Raw genomic sequence first — 18748 nt, forward strand, 5'->3', positions numbered from 1 at the left:
CCTCTTGCCTATTATGCCGGAGAAACTCTATTTTTGAATGGTGCTATTTTACGGGAGGGTTACACGTGGTATTTGTCTTTTACCTCTTCAGGATTCTTGCTTTCTGCAATGGCTTTATAAATGTTCGCTACATGAGGCGCGCGATTAGGTGAGTCTTTAGCTAGGGCACGACGAGCGATGGCTTGTAGCCCCTCAAAATCTGTGGCTTTTTGCATTTCTTTGATATGAGTTGGTGTAATAGCTATACCAAAAATGCCTTTCCCTGATTTATTAAAATCAGCGCCGATAACAAAGTTTTTTAACTCAATAAATTTAGATTGTTTAAGATCACGCATTTGTTGCCTAAAAAAGCTTGTAGCTTCCACCTCAATTTTTTCCAAACTAGTCAATGCCGATGTAATTTGCGTATTGAGCTCATAGGGTAATGCAGTGTCTTTAGGGAAATGACTTAATCTTCCACTTTGGACTTGATCCTGCAAAGAAAATAGTACATGTCGTAACGCTTCCACATTTTTTTCAAAATCCTTCTCTTGCCCAGTTATACTTGAAATTTGCTGAGCATATATTGTTAATTCTTCGGGTGGTTTTACTTTTGCTCTTTTAAGGAGTTCTATGAGGTTTTCTAAAGAAGAAGTTAATTGTTGAAAAGCAATTGTTTTGGCTGTTTTCCTTTGAGGCATGGGAGTCATATTCTTATACGGTGGGACAAAATGTCCAAATATCTTTAAAATTAATATAGGCAATACATTGTCATATTGCAAATAATACGGTCAGCTTGTATAAGGCTCCCATCTTTAGTGGCAACCTAAATTAGAGTTCATTGTCTTATTTTTTGCCAGATATTCCCACAGTGTTAAATCATTTAGCGAATCGTGCGGTCTCTCGTCGTTATACTCCTTTATCCAGTTTTCTGTCAGCTCTCTGACTTCTTGTCGATTTTTAAACGCGTACATAATTTAATATTTCCGTGGGTAAATTCTATTGAATCGCTCAATAAATGAATTTTGCGTTGGTTTACCTGGCTTAATAAATTCTAAAGCCACTTGATGCTTTTCAGCCCAGTCTGCTAATGTGCTTGAGATAAATTCAGGGCCATTATCCATGTGTAATTTAGCAGGGAAACCTCGCCATGCAACAACACGTTCTAATACGCGCATTACTCGCTGAGCAGGCAGGCTTAAATCGATTTCAATAGCCAACACTTCACGGTTAAAATCATCTACTAGGTTAAATGTTCTGAAGCGTCGGCCACACATCAATGCATCACACATAAAATCCATAGACCAACACTGATTAATGGATGCTGGCACACTCAGGGAGGCAGGTGAGCGATTAGGAAGCCGTTTTTTGCCTTTACGGCGCATATTGAGCTTCAGTTCACAATATACCCGATAAACGCGTTTATGATTCCACCTATGCCCCTGACGGCGCAAGACTTTAAGCAATTTACTAAAGCCATACGCCGGATAGGGATGATCCCTGCAATGCCACAATAACGTCTTCATCGGATTGGCTATCCGGCTTATATCGATAAACCGAGTCGCTGATACCCACAACCTTACAAGCATGGCGTAAACTCACAGTATGAGTATTCACTGCATAATCAACCAGCTCCCGTCTCACAGATGGCTTCATAGCTTTTTTTCGACAATATCCTTCAGGATTTTGTGATCAAGACTTAGCTCAGCATACATTTGCTTTAGACGACGGTTCTCTTCTTCAAGATCTTTCAGACGTTTTACGTCGGATGCCTCCATGCCACCATATTTTGCTTTCCAGTTGTAATAGGTTGCATCTGAAATCCCATATTCACGACAAATTTCTTTAACCAGCCGACCTGCTTCGACTTCTTTTAGAATTTTTACAATTTGTGTTTCTGTATAACGCGATTTTTCATTTTCGTTCTCCTCAAACATAGTTTAACTTGGAGAACTCTAATCAGAAATGCACCTATTTTAGGGGAGGGTTACAAGCGAAGGTTTGCCCCGAGAAATCGAGCTGTGCCAAAAGCAATACGAATATTACCGCGATTTGTTGCTGAATTTCCCAAGGCCTGCAGAGGAAGGGGTGTAAATGAGTAGGACGTTAACGGAGATCGCCCAGCAGCTAAAAGACACCAATAAAAAGGTGCAGTTGATTTATGCGTTTAATGGTTCAGGAAAAACGCGCCTTTCCCGGGAATTCAAAGATCTCATCGCCCCTAAAAATAATGATGAGGGAGCAGAAAGTAACTTAATAAAAGTAATTTATTACAATGCGTTCACGGAAGACCTGTTTTACAGGGATAACGATCTTAAGGGCGGTACGGACCGAAAATTAAAAATACAAGCTAATGCTTATACGCGATGGGTGTTGCAGGAACAAGGGCAAGATCGAAACGCTATTGCTAATTTTCAGCGTTACACTAGTGATAAGCTCACGCCTCGATTTAATGAAGAATATATAATCAAAGACACAGCTAAAAAAGACATTAAAGTACCTGCGTTTTCGGAAGTCACTTTTTCCTTCGAGCGCGGGAATGAAGAGAGAAGCGAAAACGTTAAAATTTCAAAAGCCGAAGAAAGCAATTTTATCTGGAGTATTTTCTATAGTCTGATTGAGGAGGTCATTTCGACCCTGAATATTGCCGAAGCTAGTGAGCGCGACACCGATCGGTATAATCAGTTGGAATACATATTTGTTGATGACCCCGTAAGCTCTTTGGATGAAAATCATTTAATTGAGAGGCAGTCGATCTGGCAAGCCTAATCAAATCCAGTCAATCGAATCTGAAGTTTATTATCACCACCCACAGTCCACTTTTTTACAATGTGGTGCACAATGAGTTGAAGAATAAAAGTTGCTATCTGCTGGAGCGCTCAGAAGATGGCGGGTTTGCGCTTCTTGAAAAGGATGGCGACTCAAATAAAAGCTTTTCTTATCACCTTTACTTAAAGCAGCTTTTAGAAAAAGCAATTTCAGAAAACCAGATCGAGAAATATCACTTTACTATTTTGCGTAACCTCTATGAGAAAACCGCTCATTTTCTAGGGTATAAAGACTGGATGAAATTATTGGACACAGTTCCTGGTGAAAAGGATGCTTATTTAAAGCGTATTATTACCTTCAGCAGTCACCGCACTTTATCCCACGAAGAAGTTGCTGAGCTAACAGAGCCTGAAAAGCAAACTGTTAGACTTCTGCTTGATAACTTGCGAGATAATTATGGCTACTGGAAAGGGCAGGAGGAATAAAATGGTTGAATTTACCAAACCGATTGCGCAATCAAATCGCTTTATTGTCCTTGATAGCTATACCCAGGAATGGGAGGTAGCCGAAAGCTACCAAGGTGAAGCTGCCCTTGAACGTGAGTTGATTGAAGATTTGAAAAATCAAGGTTATGAGTTCCTGCTAAATATAACCACACAAGATGCCATGCTGACCAATGTGCGGGTAAAGTTGCAGGACTTGAACAATGTGCAGTTTTCTGACGGTGAGTGGCTGCGTTTTGTTGAAACTTACCTGGATAAGCCCAGTGACGGCATTATTGAGAAAACTCGTAAGATTCATGAAAATTATATCCATGATTTTGTCTTTGATGATGGCCATATTCAGAACATCTATCTGGTGGATAAAAAGAACATCAGTCGCAATGCACTGCAGGTGATCAGGCAGTTTGAAGTGACGGGCAAGCATACTAATCGTTATGATTTGACTATCCTCGTCAATGGCTTGCCATTGGTACAGGTGGAGCTAAAGAAACGGGGTGTGGCAATTCGGGAAGCGTTTAACCAGATACACCGCTACAGCAAAGAGAGTTTTAACAGCGAGAACTCGCTTTATAAATACCTGCAGATATTTGTCATTTCAAACGGTACCGACAGCCGCTATTTCGCCAATACCACCAAGCGCGACAAAAACAGCTTTGACTTCAGTATGAATTGGGCGAATGCCCATAATAGTTTGATCAAAGACCTTAAGGATTTTACTGCAACTTTTTTTCAGAAAAACACTTTGCTTAATGTGCTGTTGCATTATTCGGTGTTTGATGTCAATGATACCTTGCTGGTGATGCGCCCCTACCAAATTGCAGCGACCGAGCGTATTCTGTGGAAAATAAAGAGTGCTTATTACGCCAAAAACTGGGGAAAGCCTGAGGGTGGCGGCTATGTATGGCATACCACGGGGTCGGGCAAAACGCTCACCAGTTTTAAGGCTGCGCGCCTGGCGACGGAGCTTGATTTCATCGATAAGGTTTTTTTTGTGGTAGATAGAAAAGACCTGGATTACCAGACCATGAAGGAATATCAGCGCTTCTCGCCTGATAGCGTCAATGGTTCCGAGAGTACCGCCGGGCTTAAACGTAACCTGGAGAAGGACGACAACAAAATCATCGTCACCACCATTCAGAAGCTCAATAATCTGATGAAAAGTGAGGACGAGCTGCCCATTTATAATAAGCAGGTGGTGTTCATTTTTGATGAATGTCACCGCAGCCAGTTTGGTGAGGCTCAGAAAAATCTGAACAAGAAGTTTAAGCAGTTCTATCAGTTTGGCTTTACGGGTACCCCAATCTTTTCTCAGAATGCACTTGGTGCGGAAACTACTGCCAGCGTCTTTGGCTGCCAGCTGCATTCCTATGTAATCACAGATGCCATCCGTGATGAAAAAGTACTTAAATTCAAAGTGGATTACAATGATGTGCGTCCGCAGTTTAAGGCTATTGAGAGCGAGCAGGATCTAAAGAAACTTAGCGCCGCAGAAAATAGACAAGCCCTGCTGCATCCGGAGCGGATTCGCGAAATATCCCAGTATATACTGAATAACTTTCGCCATAAAACTCACCGCTTGCAAGGAGGCAACAAGGGCTTTAATGCCATGTTTGCTGTGAGTAGTGTAGACGCGGCCAAACTGTATTATCAGAAGCTGAATGAGTTACAGGCAGGGAGCGATAAAAAGCTCAAAATAGCAACGATCTATTCATTTGCAGCCAATGAAGAGCAGGATGCGGTTGGTGAGATTCAGGACGAAAGTTTTGATATATCGGCACTGAGTAGCAGTGCCAAAGAGTTCTTGAGTGCTGCAATCGATGATTACAATGCTTTCTTTAAAACCAGTTTCAGCGTAGATAGTAAGGGCTTTCAGAACTATTACCGTGATCTGGCTAAACGCGTGAAATCCAAAGAGGTTGATTTACTGATTGTGGTAGGAATGTTCTTAACTGGTTTTGATGCCCCTACGCTAAATACCCTTTTTGTTGATAAAAACCTGCGCTATCACGGTTTAATGCAGGCTTATTCACGCACAAATCGCATTTATGATGCGACTAAAACGTTTGGGAATATCATTACTTTCCGCGATTTAGAGCAAGCAACAATTGATGCAATTACGTTGTTTGGCGATCAAAGCACTAAAAATGTGGTATTGGAAAAAAGTTATACGGAATATATGAAGGGCTTTACTGACGCAGCTACTGGTGAAGCCCGGCGTGGTTTTATAGATGTAGTTACGGAACTTGAACAGCGTTTTCCAAGCCCTGATTCAATTTTTAAAGAGACAGATAAAAAAGCCTTTGTTAAATTGTTTGGCGAATATTTATGTGTAGAAAATGTGCTGCAAAACTATGATCAATTTGCAAGTCTTAGAGCGTTGCAGAGTGTTGACCAACTTGATGCAAGAGTAGTTGAGTCCTTTAAATCAGAGCATCATTTAAGTGATGAGGAATTTGAGGCATTAAAAGGGGTAAAAATCCCAGCAGATCGCAAAATCCAAGACTACAAATCAACTTATAACGACATACGCGATTGGTTGCGGAAAGAAAAGGCGGCCAATGAGAAAGAACAATCTACTATCGATTGGGATGATGTGGTGTTTGAAGTGGACCTGCTAAAATCTCAGGAAATCAATCTCGATTATATTCTGGAGCAGCTTTTTGAGAATAATAAAAAAATAAAAGATAAAACTGCTCTGGTCGAGACTATTCGGCGTATGATTCGAGCCAGCCTGGGTAACCGCGCCAAAGAAAGTCTGGTGGTTGATTTTATTAATCAAACCGATCTGGATAAGCTTGATAAGGCCAGCGTCATTGAGGCCTTTTATATTTTTGCCCAAGCAGAGCAGCAGCGCGAGGCTGAAGAGCTCATTAAAGCTGAGGATCTTAATGTAGAGGCCGCAAAGCGTTATATGACAGTTTCAATTAAACGTAAATTTGCCAGCGATAACGGGACCGAATTAAACGATATACTACCTAAAATGAGTCCGCTAAATCCCCAGTATTTGACTAAAAAACAAAGTGTTTTTCAAAAGATAGCCGCTTTCGTTGAGAAGTTTAAAGGGGTTGGCGGGCAAATTTAGTAAAGGAAAAAAACATTATATTTTAGAATGAGGACAATAAAATTATTGACTATTATTTAACCAAAGATTCATTGCCTGTGAACTCGATTCAATAGTCCTCAATACTTGCTGATAAAGCAACTCTAAGAGATCTCGCTCGCCTGATTTCCAATACTGGTCGAAATATTGGCAAGCCATTTTGAGTTTGATAGTGCCTACATAAACAGCGCCTCCTTTAATTTTATGCACGAATTGTTGTGTCTTTTCCCAGTTTCCATCTTTATGGGCTGAAATCAATTTGTTAGTGTCATCGGGTAGTGATTCAGACAACATGAACTTGAGCATCTCTGTTAGGCTTTCCTGATCGCCTATTGTTCTAATCCCTTCATCAATATCGAGGAGAGAGAAACCGGAAAGTTCAAACCAGTGGTCTTCATGAGTTGAATGTTTGGATAAGTCATTTTGGCCATTTGCAACGGGCTCATCTTTTTGCTGGCGTCCAGGGATAAACGCATCTAGCATGTCTTCACAGTTTTTAAGAGTGAGCGGCTTGGTTAACACCGCATTCATGCCTGCTTCGATACATCGTTTCTTGCTTTCATCGCCTGCATGGGCGGTAAGTGCGATAATAGGTACATGCGTTTTTCGAGTTAATTCCTGTAATCTAATCTGATGAGTGACTTCGTAACCATCTAAATCGGGTAAGCCAATATCCATAAGAATTAAATCGAATCGCCCGTTTTCCCATAAGTCTATTGCTTTCCTTCCCGTTTCGGCGATTTCAGCAACACAATTCAATTTTGCTAAAAGCGAGCGGGCAACGGTTTGTGCTATTCCATTATCTTCCACAACCAAAATATGGGATGAATAATTTGCCAGATCGTTAACGCATGGCTTTATTAGCTGCGCATATGTAGTTTCATAGGGGGTATCAATCGTTGTATCCAACAAATGGTCGACTCCGAAGTCGTCATCCAATAGCGGTATTTGAAGTGGAATGATACAAGTAAAACATGCCCCTTTGCGAGGTTCACTCTCTACATAAATTTCTCCGTTCAATTCATCGATAAATTGTTTAACTACCGCCAATCCTAAACCAGCCCCTTTGTAAATTCCTTGATAGGACGGGGTAAGCCGTTTGAATTGCACATAGATTTCTTGTTGTTTGTCAGCAGGAATACCCATTCCTGAATCCTCGACAATGATCTTCACCACCAGTTTTTGCTCATCCTGTTTTGCAAGACAGGCTGATAATTTAACAAAGCCGGTGTCCGTAAAGTTCAATGCATTCGACAATAGTTCCAGCGCAATGCGATGAATTCGCACCTTATCACCAATAACATATTGAGGGATAGTTGAATCGAAATGCAGGGAGAGTGATATTTTCTTTTGGGCGCTTTTCGCCCTGTTTAATTGGATAACTTGTTCCAACACCTGCTTTAAATTAAATTTTTTCTTAAGCTTTGGAATTTCGCCAGAACTCACGCGAATGGCTTCAAGTACTTCATCGAGTAAATCAAGTAGTGCATGGCTTGACGCAATTAAATTGTCTGCATATTCTTGCACATGGCGTGTATCGGGCTCCATTTTCAGTAGCTCGGAGAAGCCCACGATGCCGGTCAAAGGGGTTCTAATATCATGGCGCATGTTTTCCATGAATTCATTTTTCGACTGGTTTGCGGCTTCGGCACGTTCTTTGGCCTCTTTAAGGTCTACCTCCATGTGTTTGCGATCCGTAATATCAAGAGAATTCCCAATTACACCGATAAGGCGATTGTGCACATCTAGAAAGGGTCTTTTTTTTGAAAGAAGGGTAATTGTTTCTCCATTGGGAAGATGTGTTTCCTCTTCTCTTGTGATTTCCATAAGATTTCGCATCACCTCTAAATCATTTCGGCGATAGCCATCGGCTGTTTCTTTGTTGAAAATTTCGTAATCAGTTTTACCTAATACAAGTTTTTCATCTGCTTGACTTATAAACCCCATCCTATGCAAGCTATCTACACAATGCTGATTTAATCCTGACCAGATGCCATTGATATCTTTCCAATACACATCCCCAGGCAGGGCATTCACCATGCTTTTTAATTGAAAAATAAGGTCTTCTTGGTTGCCGTATTGATTCGTCGGCTTTTCCATAAAGGGATCTGATTCGTCATTTGATGTTACCATAAGGGACCTCTACTACCTTCTTTACCTAAATCATAGTTAAACTGCCCCTGATTTTCACATTGAGAAAGGTGTTTGTGATTAGGGCTATTGGTTTAAATATTGCACACATCGTTTGTTTCTGTTAAAATTTAGACCAATTCTCGGATTGGAGCTAAAATGATTTTAACCCCTTATGGACAACCCGCTGAGCAAATTGAGAAAGTCATGTTACTGTCCATGTGGGCAAAGCATTTAGGGAAATCCTTAGAGAATGATGATATAAGTCGAAAAATGCTGTTCGCAGGCTTAGGTAAACCCACCTATCCCATTAACCGTCATACAATCCAAGCCTATAAACGCTACTGGAATGAGTTAGAAACGATTGCAAATCGTTGGCATGATTCTTCGGATTTGGATAATAATGAATGTGCTATTGATTATGTCGATCCCTATGGCGATTATCAGGCCAGGATTTTGATGGCCAAGGCGATGTCCGATTGGTATGATGCCGAAGTCACTGAAAAAAATATTCTTTTCACAGTAGGTGGAATAGGGGGACTGAGAATTATTTTTGAGGTGCTCAATAGCCTCTATGCCAAACACTCCTCTTACCGGGTAATCACTCCCTTTCCCCATTATTCTGCTTACACGAATAACCCTCACCATACCCTGCATCCCGTTGATGTAATGAGAGAACCCGGCTATCAATTAACGGCAAAAGCACTGGAGAAAAGCATCCAGCAAGCTCTCCATTTAGCTGAAAACGATGGGATTTATCCCAAAGCCGTTTTAATTTGCAATCCCTCCAATCCATTGGGGACAATCATCAACGAAGAGGAGTTTCAAAAGATAGCTGATGTATTAAGGCAATACCCTGACTTACATATCATTTTGGATGAGGCTTACGCTGAAATGTGTTTTAAGGAGCTCCCGTCCGTTATCAAAATAGCCCCTGATTTAAAAACTAGAACTATTATCTTACGCTCTGCAACGAAGGCTTTATCCGCAGCGGGTGAGCGAATGGCTGTAATTCTCGCGTTCGATGAGTTCATAGTCAGTGAATTAGTAAGGCAGCAAATTACATCCTATGTTCACCCACCCCGTTCGGGTCAAATTGCGTATGCCGAAACAATGCTGAATTTTAGTGAGGAAGATAGACAGGCCATGTCTTCCTACTATAAGGAGAAAGTGGAATATGTTTCGGGGCGCTTAAAAAAAATGGGGGCTGCAATGGAATGCAGTGAATACCAGGTTGAGGCTACCTTCTATGTGTTAGGTGATTTCAGCGATTTGATGGGTATGCCGATTCCGATGGCACTTGAAAAGGTGATGAATAAGAGAGGGTTAGTGCAGACAGGGGAAGAACTGGCTTATTACTTATTATTCAAAGCGTCAGTCATGGTTGCCCCCCTGAGTTACTTTGGTATGGCTAAAGATTGTGGGGCCATACGAATTACTTGCAGTGCGAAACCGAATGAGCTCGAAGAAATGATGAATCGACTTGAGCGGCAGTTATTTCAAGCGAGATCCATAAAAAACTCCTTTCTGGTCAGTGAAATTCAATCCGAAATTGAAATTTTGGAAGCAAATGACCCGCTGAAAAAGGAAATATCCAGGGCATTAAACGAGGTGCAGAAAGTCCTTCCCACATGCGCTGGCTTAAAACAACAGAATAGCCAATTGACTCATTTACTAAATCGATTGGAAAATGGCATTAAGCAGCGAAATGACTTGATCGATAAAGAAAATCGTTATTATATCAATTAATAAACTTTAATTCTCACTCCATGACTAATTAAGCTCCCAGGATAAAGCACTACTTTATCTCCTACCCTGAGCCCATCCATCACAATTGCTTTATCAGAGTTATGGCGTTTAATTTTTATAATACGCTTGATAGCCCTCCCTTTTTCAACGACAAATACCGCCCAGTGTTCAGCATCTCGAAACAAGGCGATCATCGGCACTAGTAATTCTTTTTTGGATTCATATATAAAAATATCCACATCAACCCGGAATTTGTCCCCAAGACTTTTCCATTGGTCATAAGGAGAAGTAATATCAATAATGACATTTACCCGTTGTTCTTCTACCCCCAGGGCTGAAATTTTAGTATATCCACTTGGCTCTATTGTGCGCACTATACCCCGCAAATCTATAGTTCCTCCCCATCGTTTAATTAAAACGTTTGCTTTGTCAGGAATTTTAGCTGCGTCAGTACTCAAGACATCAGCTACTATCTCCAGTTTAGAGACATCAGCAAGCTCCATAATATTGGCACCTGCATTCAGGGTAGTTTCACTTTTTTGGTTAATACGTAATATTTTCCCTGAGACAGGCGCTGCAATGTTAATTTGCTCTTGAGTGTCATTTTGATTAGATGAGGTCGCGGCTAAGGACGCTTTAATTTTTTCAATATCGTGTTCTGCACTATGGACCTTACGCTCAGCGGCATTAACGATTTTCTGTTTGAGCTGGTATTCCAATTCGGTATGCTCTATTTCACTTGGAGTGACATATCCTTTCGGTACGAGCGCTTTTTTTCTGTTTAAATCAGAATAAGCCGTTTCAAACTCATTACACTTGAAATAATTACTACAATTATTGATATTACATAGGTTTTCGGTTCAATTATAAATGGAATTTTAAACCAATCAGTTTGCATTAGTTCTAATATAGACCATGAAACCCAGTATCCAAAAAAAATACCCATCGGGATAGCTAATAGTACTTCAAAAATAATATTATAAAAGAGGATGTTAGAAACCTCTCGCTCCGTAAATCCCAATACTCTTAAAGTAGATAACTCCCATGAGCGTTCAGCAAGAATTATGATGGCATTGTTATACACCACAGCAATTGCAATAACTATTGCGAAGCCGGCCAAGATCGAAGTAAAAACCAGTATATGTTTTGCAAAGGTTTCTTTGAATGTTTGAACAATTGACACATTAAAGGTTATCGAACTTACTTTAGGTATCTTTTTTAGTTCTTTGTATAATTGATTAATATACTTATGATCAATGGAAATGCCCGCCTGGTTGATGAGATGATCCTCGTTCAGTATCCGATTGATTAAAAAAATATCGGTATATGCGAACATTCCTACATAATCATTAACTATTCCTTGAACTTTAAGCCTGGTTTTTGCTCTGTTCCCTTCAAGCATATTGATCTGTACCCAGTCCCCGAGGGTTACATGCAATCGCTCAGCAAGACCTTTGCTCAAGAGAAGGGCATTCTCAGGTATAGAGATTGGATTTTCATTTTTATCAAGAATCGTCTTTAATTTTGCATCAGGTGGTATGCCAAACAGTGCAGTTTGTTCCGAAAAATTTTGATTTCTTAATAAGGCAGGGGCAATACGGTAGCCTTCAGCATTGATTACTCCATTAATATGTTTCAGTTCTATTAGTACTTTATCTTGTAATTGTTGAGTAAATGATACGGTTGCATCTTGTTTTTGCGGCATTAAAAATTGTGTTTTAATCAAATATTGAACTGCATCATGCCAAAAGAGACCTAATATGACTAAGGCCATAGCCAAAGCAATTCCGATTGAGGTTATTAAAGTACGAAATAAATGCCTAAAGGTATGACGATAAAACATTTTCGCACTTGCTGAAAGATGGGAGATTAAATCAAACCGTTCCAAACGGAACATTCGATAAATGGGTGGGGCAGGAGGGCGCATCGCTACGGCTGGGGCTAAATTAACTACTTGATAGATTGACCTCAAAGCTCCAGAACCAGCAGCGAACAAGCTGACTAGAACGCCTATAAATGCAGCTTGAATTGAAAATAAATAGTGGAAGACAGGGAATCTAAAATATTCAGCATAAAGCTGTGTCATTAACTTACCAAACCATGCGCCAAGACCTATTCCTAAGATCGCCCCCAAAAGTACAATCACCAGGACGAGTTTTGAATAATATAAGACAATTGATGAGTTGGTGTATCCAAGAGCTTTTAATAAAGCAATTTGTTCTCGTTGGTTTTGAACTAATCTGCCTGTTACTAAATTTAATAAAAATGAGGCGACAACCAGGAAAATAGGAGGGATAAATGTAGCAATAATCTTTTGTTGATTTATTTCGTTAGTTACGAACCGATCCGAAACTTGATCTTTTCTGTTATAGGTAATTGATAAGCCATAATCCAAGAATAATTGTTCTAAATCGTTACGCACCGACTGTTCGGAAGCATTGGGTGCCAGGGTTAAACTAATGTCATTAAACCCTTCTTGCATTCCGAGAGCAGCGCTTAGGGCTTTGTGATTCATCCAGAACACACCAAAATGTCTATTATCTGGGAGAAGATCTTCACCACGAATCGCATATACATATTCTGGAGATAAGACGATCCCGACGATACGTAATAGTTGCCGATGGCCATTTAGGAGTGCATAAATTTGATCGCCAGGTTTTATAGCATTTGAATCGGCGAACCCCTCATTAACTAATACCTCGTTCGCATTGCCAGGCTCAAGCCAACGTCCTTTACGTAAAAATAGTTGATTTAAATTGGATGACCGCGAATCGGGTATGGATATAAAGCGTCCTATGGCAGGCTCTTGTAACCATGGCAAATCTAAAGTGACGTCCTCAACAATACGCGTCTCTACTTGCGATACCCCTGGTATCTCCCCAATCCTTTTCTGCATATAAACTGGAGCTCGTTTCAAGGTTGCGAACACCTCTGCAAAATGATAATCGGAGTAAAATTTGTGTTGAGCCTGAGACAACGACAGGTAGGTGCTGATGGATGAAATCAATACACTAATACCACTGCAGACAACCAAAGCAATAGTAATAACCTGTCCTTTAAGTTTGAACAAATCACGAAATAACTTCTTATTTAAGATCATTACCATGATAAATCTGCGGCTTTTTGTTTCGTTTTGTTCTCGATGACCTGGGCGATTTGGCCATCTGCAATATGAATTATCCTATCGGCCATCTCGCCTATTACTAAATTATGGGTAATGATGACGACGGTAGTGTTTAATTTTTTATTTGCTAATTCAAGTGTTTCCAGTACTATTTTTCCTGTTTCACAATCAAGGGCTCCGGTGGGTTCATCGCATAGAAGTACATCCGGTTGTTTTGCTATGGCGCGGGCAATGGCAACACGTTGCTGTTCTCCTCCTGATAATTGCGAAGGAAAGTGTGATATTCGATTTTCAAGCCCTAATAGTTTGATTGCTTCAACCGGATCCATGGGATTATCTGCAATTTCGGTAACTATCGATATGTTTTCTAAAGCTGTTAAATTGGATATTAAATTGTAAAATTGAAAAACAAACCCAATATGCTCACGTCGGTAACGGGTAAGCTCATGTTCACTTGATGCAGTAATAATGTGATCTTTATAAATTACCTCTCCAGAGGTAGGTACATCAAGACCACCGATAATATTGAGTAGGGTAGATTTACCGCTCCCTGAAGGGCCTAGTAAAACAACCAGCTCACCCTGATATAAATCCAGGTTAATCTGTCGTAATGCATTGATTTGCACCTCACCCATCTGGTAGGTTTTAGTTAGATTGCGGATTTTAAAGGCTGGATGGTGGTTCATCAAAAGTCCATTTAGCACATGTCGATTAGTCTGTTCATGAATAATCTAGTATAGCGCGTTTTCTGGCCCGTTTAGGTATAATTTCATGTGCTTGTGATCTGGAATGTTGATTGAATGCCGGATTAGAAACGATTGCAAATCATTGGCATGACCCTTTGGATTTGGCGAATCAGCCTCTTTAGACAAGATACCTAACCTAAAGAAGACAAGAACTGCATAATACCGGCATAGGAAATGTATTCCTGCTCCAAACGCAGACGGGTGCCAAAACGCTGGGTTTGCAAGGCTTCATACAATAATTGTTCGTCTGCAGTTAAGTAATTGAGAGAACTTTGATTCTGTTTCGGCTCTATTGTCCAATGCATTTTATGACTCAGCAGGGTATTTTCATCCATAAGGAATGATTTGGTCTGAGGGAGAATTTTCCTGCACTGATTTAAAATCGCAAAGCCATGCGTATCAATGTCCCCCCAATACCAAACCGCTTTATCCGATAGCCAGGAGGCTTGTTCGAGAAAATCAAAACCATATCCTCGTCCGAAAATTACCAGAGATCTGGGAATTCTGGGAAAAACCAGGGCATTGATATCATTTTCGACTATAAATACAGTTTGTACGGGTAGAGCAAGCTTGGAAAAAGCCTTTGTGGTAATACTTAGATCCGACAAGCCCTGGATATGGCAGGTTTCATCCAGAATTCGAAAACGAACCAGATTAGGTTTTTCATTAAAGCCATATCGTGCTGCAAAATTCGCTCTCGCGCTCCATTGCTGCTGAATGGCATCTACTGGCAAGAGCAGATCGAACCACTCGCTTAAAATAGATTGATGCTGCTCTATAAATTTGGAATCTATTTCAGGCAAACTAAGCTGTCTCATGTAAATACCGGGCTTTGGATTTTGTAACATCCATTGCATGACCCGCAATAATCTGGGCATTACCTCATGATAAATGAGTACCTGATGGGGTTTTTTTATGATCCATGTTCTCAACGCAGGGATCTCGGCTAATATCTGGCTCGCCACACGCAGAAATAGTTCTCCTTTGCGGCGCTTTCCCAACCAAGCCAAAACATCCTGCACAGAAGCGATAAAGAGAGATTTTGGCAGCTCATTACGACCTAAAAGTCTGTGATTTACAACTTGCCACTCCAGGTGAAATCCGGGAATGGATGACAAACTCCGAATTTCGGAAACCCAATTCTGAGCGTCTGCAAAGCGCTGCCCTAAATCAGCCGGAGAAGGGGCTTTCAAAGGAAAGCGAAGCGGAAAGAAATCGGAAGGCTCTAAGAGCTCTGTTAACAAACGACCGGAATCCCAAAGCGCTTCAAGTTTTTTTTGGATTAAAAGTTTACTCGCCCATCGTTTATCAGGTTGCAAGATAAGCCTCTTTTTCTTTTTTATATTCTTCTATCGTTAAATGTCTTAACAGAGACTCGCCTCCTTCCTTACTATGTACAAATCCTACCGAAGCGACATAAGGCTCTATGATATGAATCTTTTGTAAAGGCGTTACCACCAATAACTGTAACCCCATTGTTTTAAACAAGTCCAAACCAAAACGTGCTGATTCATCGGATCCTCGCCCAAAAGCCTCATCGATAACGACAAAACGGAAACTCTGCTGGGAAGCCCTCTCTGCCTGTAATCCAAATTGATAGGCAAGGCTGGCTGCCAAAACGGTGTATGCCAGTTTTTCCTTTTGACCGCCCGATTTACCTCCCGAGTCGGTGTAATGCTCATGTTCACTATGATCTTCCAGCCATCGCTCAGAAGCCGCAAACACAAACCATTGGCGCACATCGGTAACTTTGCGGGTCCAACGTTTATCAAGCTCTGTTGTTCCTTCTCGTCCCCGAAACCGCTCGATAATGGCCTTCACCTGTAAAAATTTATGTTCTGCATACTGAGCCGCTTCCTGACTGCTTAAACTCCCTTCAGTGCACTGGCGCAAATCCGAACGGAACTGACGCAACTCCATATCACGAGTATCTTGAATTTCTAAAGCGATGTAGCGTCCAGGATTATACTCTATTTCTTCAAGAGAACGGTTGATTTGTGCAATGCGTTCTTTAATATCCTGTACTTCCCGATTCAGTTGTGACTGGAAATTGGCAATTTCTCTTATGGTATTTTCGTTCAATAAGGCCTTAAAACGTTCTTCAAAACGAGGTAAATCATCGGCCTGCAAACTAGATAACATGAGTTTAAATTCATTCCCTGCTTCTAGACGTGCATCAACCTCTTGTGTTTCAGCAGGGTAGTCGCGCCGATATCCCTCCATCGATTTAATAATGCGTTCTTCCAATGTTTTTATTTTACTATCCTGGCTATCAATTTTCTTTTGAATCCAGGAGCGTAAGTCCTGCTGTTTATTATCGCAGGATTCTATAGTGAGCTGCTGACTTCCTAAAGCCTCTGTCCTATAGCGCTCCAATGCTGTAATGAGGGCCGCTGCCTCCCCACACTCCTTTGGTAAGCACTCTTGCTCACAGATGGATAACTGCTGTTGTGCCCACTCCATTTTAGCTTCGCTTCTGGAGGTTTTATCTTTTTGCTGGTCTAATTGCTGTTCCAACGATTTGATATGCGTTGTAGTTTTTTCCAAAGCTGCATTGAGTTCTTTTAGTACATCAGAAGCCTGCTCCAGACTTTCTTTTTCCTTTTCCAGAGACGCAATAATGCGAGTTAATTCTTGCCAGCACAGAGCCTCGAATTCTTTAAAAGCTTCAAGACGCAGAATTTTGATTTTTTCCTGGTCTATTGCTTTTCTGGCATTTTGTTGTCGGCTAATCTGAATAGACAATTGATGCAAGTATTGTTCTTGCTCTTGTCTTTGAAGTAGCAGGGTTTTGATTTTCTTTTGGTTACTCCAGCCCAAAATGTAACGGCTTTTGTCGTTAATTGGAAACCTGTCGTCTTTTTCATGCCGCTGACCAGAAAATTTTATTTGTCCCGCTGGTGTCACTGCCTGTTGCGCTTTGCGAAAATCATCAAGGTCCTCACAGCATAGAAAATCAAAACGCTTGCTTAATTCCATCTCCAGCCAGGTATAAAACTCTGTATCAGGTTTAATCTGTATTTTTTCTACCAGGGAGCCTGGCTGAATTGTCTTTAGCTGTCTGGCATCAATCGCAGCGGGTACACGGTAATATACCAGCCGGCCTTTCAAGTGAGTGCCCTCTACCCAGGCGCTGACAGTTTGATAATGCCTGTCTGGAACTAACAACGATAAGCCAAATTGATGCAGCAAACGTTCGGCAACTCCTTCCCAGCGCGCTTCACTTTCCTGGACTTGCAATAACTCGCCTATAAACGGCATATCCTCCTCTGGAAGTTTTAAAGCCTGGCATAGGTGGGTTCTGAGTGCGATTTGTTGCGCACTGATATTACTTTGCCGTTGCTGTAAAGATTGAATTTCCTCTTCAAGTACCCTATGTCGCTGTTGCTCTGTTTTGAAGCGTACCGTCAATTCGGTGATTTCATTCTGAATGGCGCTTTCGCGAATTTCTCCATTTTGCAAACGCTCTTTTAATGCCGCCTGGTTTTGGATGAATTGCTCAAAACTGTCTGGAAACGGCAACTCCAAGTCTCTCGCCAGGAACTCATAGTCTTTTGCTGTTTGTTTGCGCTTATTCTGCTCACGTACATTCCCTTCAATTTCAAGGCGCAAACGCTCAGCACGGTCACCTCCATTCACCAGAAGTTCTCGTGTGAGATGATCTCTTTCCGCCAAAGCACTAGCCCGGGTTTCATTTAAAACAGCAATCCGGTTTGTCCCTTTTTGTATCTCTTCCTGCAAATTCTCTAGACGTTGCCTCAACAATCCCGATTTGAGATGGGCAAAATAATATCGTAACCCCTCGCGGCATATACGCCAATGTTCCTTTTGATGGATAACCTGGGAATGCAAATCCAAATCCTTAACCAGAGGACTAAGCTTTTGTATTTGCGCTTTCGCTTTAACCACCGCATCATGCGCCCGGTTTAAATCATCAAAATGCTGAATTAAAGATTCAATACGTGAGGCGACATCGAACGCTTCCAGCATGTGATCGCGAACAAACTCTGTTAAGTTCCCTACAGACTTCATAGATACCGTTTGATGAAAAAGCTCCAGCGCCTGATCATGTTGAATTCCAAAGCGCCGTTTGAATGCGGCAGCATAAGGGGGAAAGCTATCAAAAAGTAGTTCTGAGGATGAAAGAAGACGTAAGCGCTTTTTGAGTTGATTAATATTCTGGCCAAAATGGGTAAAATGAGATGCAATACTCAGTACCTCATCGGCAACCACAAAAAAGCGCGCTGGCTGTCCCCCGCTATCTTTAATCCAGAAGACTTGAGCGAGAGTCACGGATTGCTGTGTAGCCTGATTATGAAAAACCCCTAAAATGACTGAGTAATGGCTATTATTTCTTAATGCCACAGGTTTTGCAGACTGACCAGCCTCACTACGCTCTGACTTATAATACCCCAGCACATAGGAAAGCAGGCTGCGCTCTTTTGCTTCAGCTCCTGCAGCCTTGTTATATGCGATACGATGCGCGGGGACTAATAAAGTGGTAATGGCATCAACTAATGTGGATTTTCCTGCGCCAATATCTCCTGTCAGCAAACCATTCTTGCCTTCCAGGGTTAAACGCCATACCCGCTGGTGGAACGTCCCCCAATTAAATACTTCTATTTGCTGTAGACGAAATCCATTCATG

General features: G+C 41.2%; 11 protein-coding genes and 1 pseudogene. 4 read left to right on the plus strand and 8 right to left on the minus strand.

The genetic code is table 11. The features are described from left to right. Positions 1–59: 59 nt before the first annotated feature. Together DYH42_RS01335 and DYH42_RS01340 are read right to left on the minus strand one after the other, a co-directional pair. Positions 60–680, minus strand: a complete 621-nt coding sequence (locus tag DYH42_RS01335; protein WP_131792971.1) for a hypothetical protein — start codon at positions 678–680, stop codon at positions 60–62. A gap of 114 nt (positions 681–794) precedes the next feature. Beyond that, a pseudogene (locus DYH42_RS01340) lies at positions 795–1916 on the minus strand (IS3 family transposase). A 157-nt stretch (positions 1917–2073) separates the two neighbouring features. Between DYH42_RS01340 and DYH42_RS16750 the strand changes: the two are divergent. The 3 genes from DYH42_RS16750 (at position 2074) to DYH42_RS01350 (ending at position 6333) form a co-directional block, all read left to right on the plus strand. After that, on the plus strand, positions 2074–2748 hold the full coding sequence (locus tag DYH42_RS16750) for a hypothetical protein (protein ID WP_237758990.1): 675 nt from the start codon (positions 2074–2076) through the stop codon (positions 2746–2748). 77 nt (positions 2749–2825) lie between these two features. After that, the gene (locus tag DYH42_RS16755; RefSeq protein WP_237758991.1) at positions 2826–3233 is read left to right on the plus strand and encodes a hypothetical protein; all 408 of its coding nucleotides are present in this window, start codon (positions 2826–2828) and stop codon (positions 3231–3233) included. 1 nt (position 3234) lies between these two features. Continuing rightward, positions 3235–6333: an HsdR family type I site-specific deoxyribonuclease gene (locus tag DYH42_RS01350; RefSeq protein WP_058523246.1), complete on the plus strand. Its 3099-nt coding sequence runs from the start codon at positions 3235–3237 to the stop codon at positions 6331–6333. 42 nt (positions 6334–6375) lie between these two features. Here the strand turns inward: DYH42_RS01350 and DYH42_RS01355 are convergent, their stop codons facing one another. Then, positions 6376–8484 (minus strand): response regulator, encoded by a 2109-nt coding sequence (locus DYH42_RS01355; protein ID WP_083503093.1) that lies wholly within the window; start codon positions 8482–8484, stop codon positions 6376–6378. 156 nt (positions 8485–8640) lie between these two features. Here DYH42_RS01355 and DYH42_RS01360 point away from each other — a divergent pair, with 156 nt between their 5' ends. After that, positions 8641–10230 (plus strand): pyridoxal phosphate-dependent aminotransferase, encoded by a 1590-nt coding sequence (locus DYH42_RS01360; RefSeq protein WP_237758992.1) that lies wholly within the window; start codon positions 8641–8643, stop codon positions 10228–10230. On the opposite strand, the gene DYH42_RS01365 is transcribed toward DYH42_RS01360, so the two are convergent. The 5 genes from DYH42_RS01365 to DYH42_RS01385 all read right to left on the minus strand — a co-directional run bounded on the left by DYH42_RS01365 (position 10227) and on the right by DYH42_RS01385 (position 18747). Continuing rightward, positions 10227–10949, minus strand: a complete 723-nt coding sequence (locus DYH42_RS01365; RefSeq protein ID WP_058523247.1) for an efflux RND transporter periplasmic adaptor subunit — start codon at positions 10947–10949, stop codon at positions 10227–10229. The genes DYH42_RS01360 and DYH42_RS01365 overlap by 4 nt on opposite strands. A 62-nt stretch (positions 10950–11011) precedes the next feature. Then, on the minus strand, positions 11012–13336 hold the full coding sequence (locus DYH42_RS01370) for an ABC transporter permease (RefSeq protein ID WP_058523248.1): 2325 nt from the start codon (positions 13334–13336) through the stop codon (positions 11012–11014). Further along, entirely contained in the window at positions 13330–14040 is a 711-nt protein-coding gene (locus tag DYH42_RS01375; RefSeq protein WP_058523249.1) for an ABC transporter ATP-binding protein, read from the minus strand. Before DYH42_RS01375 ends, DYH42_RS01370 begins: the two co-directional genes overlap by 7 nt. Positions 14041–14231: 191 nt before the next feature. Then, complete coding sequence (locus DYH42_RS01380; RefSeq protein ID WP_058523250.1) at positions 14232–15419, minus strand: Wadjet anti-phage system protein JetD domain-containing protein; 1188 nt, start codon at positions 15417–15419, stop codon at positions 14232–14234. After that, positions 15409–18747, minus strand: coding sequence for an ATP-binding protein (locus DYH42_RS01385; protein WP_115316901.1), 3339 nt, complete (start codon positions 18745–18747; stop codon positions 15409–15411). Before DYH42_RS01385 ends, DYH42_RS01380 begins: the two co-directional genes overlap by 11 nt. Position 18748 lies beyond the last annotated feature (1 nt).

The sequence above is a fragment of the Legionella birminghamensis genome, from assembly GCF_900452515.1.
Lineage (GTDB): Bacteria > Pseudomonadota > Gammaproteobacteria > Legionellales > Legionellaceae > Legionella_C > Legionella_C birminghamensis.

Coding starts and splice junctions, on each gene's coding strand:
- DYH42_RS01355 (WP_083503093.1), bottom strand. CDS start 8,484: ATGGTAACATCAAATGACGAATCAGATCCCTTTATGGAAAAGCCGACG.
- DYH42_RS01375 (WP_058523249.1), bottom strand. CDS start 14,040: ATGAACCACCATCCAGCCTTTAAAATCCGCAATCTAACTAAAACCTAC.
- DYH42_RS01385 (WP_115316901.1), bottom strand. CDS start 18,747: ATGAATGGATTTCGTCTACAGCAAATAGAAGTATTTAATTGGGGGACG.
- DYH42_RS01370 (WP_058523248.1), bottom strand. CDS start 13,336: ATGGTAATGATCTTAAATAAGAAGTTATTTCGTGATTTGTTCAAACTT.
- DYH42_RS01335 (WP_131792971.1), bottom strand. CDS start 680: ATGCCTCAAAGGAAAACAGCCAAAACAATTGCTTTTCAACAATTAACT.
- DYH42_RS16750 (WP_237758990.1), top strand. CDS start 2,074: ATGAGTAGGACGTTAACGGAGATCGCCCAGCAGCTAAAAGACACCAAT.
- DYH42_RS01350 (WP_058523246.1), top strand. CDS start 3,235: ATGGTTGAATTTACCAAACCGATTGCGCAATCAAATCGCTTTATTGTC.
- DYH42_RS01360 (WP_237758992.1), top strand. CDS start 8,641: ATGATTTTAACCCCTTATGGACAACCCGCTGAGCAAATTGAGAAAGTC.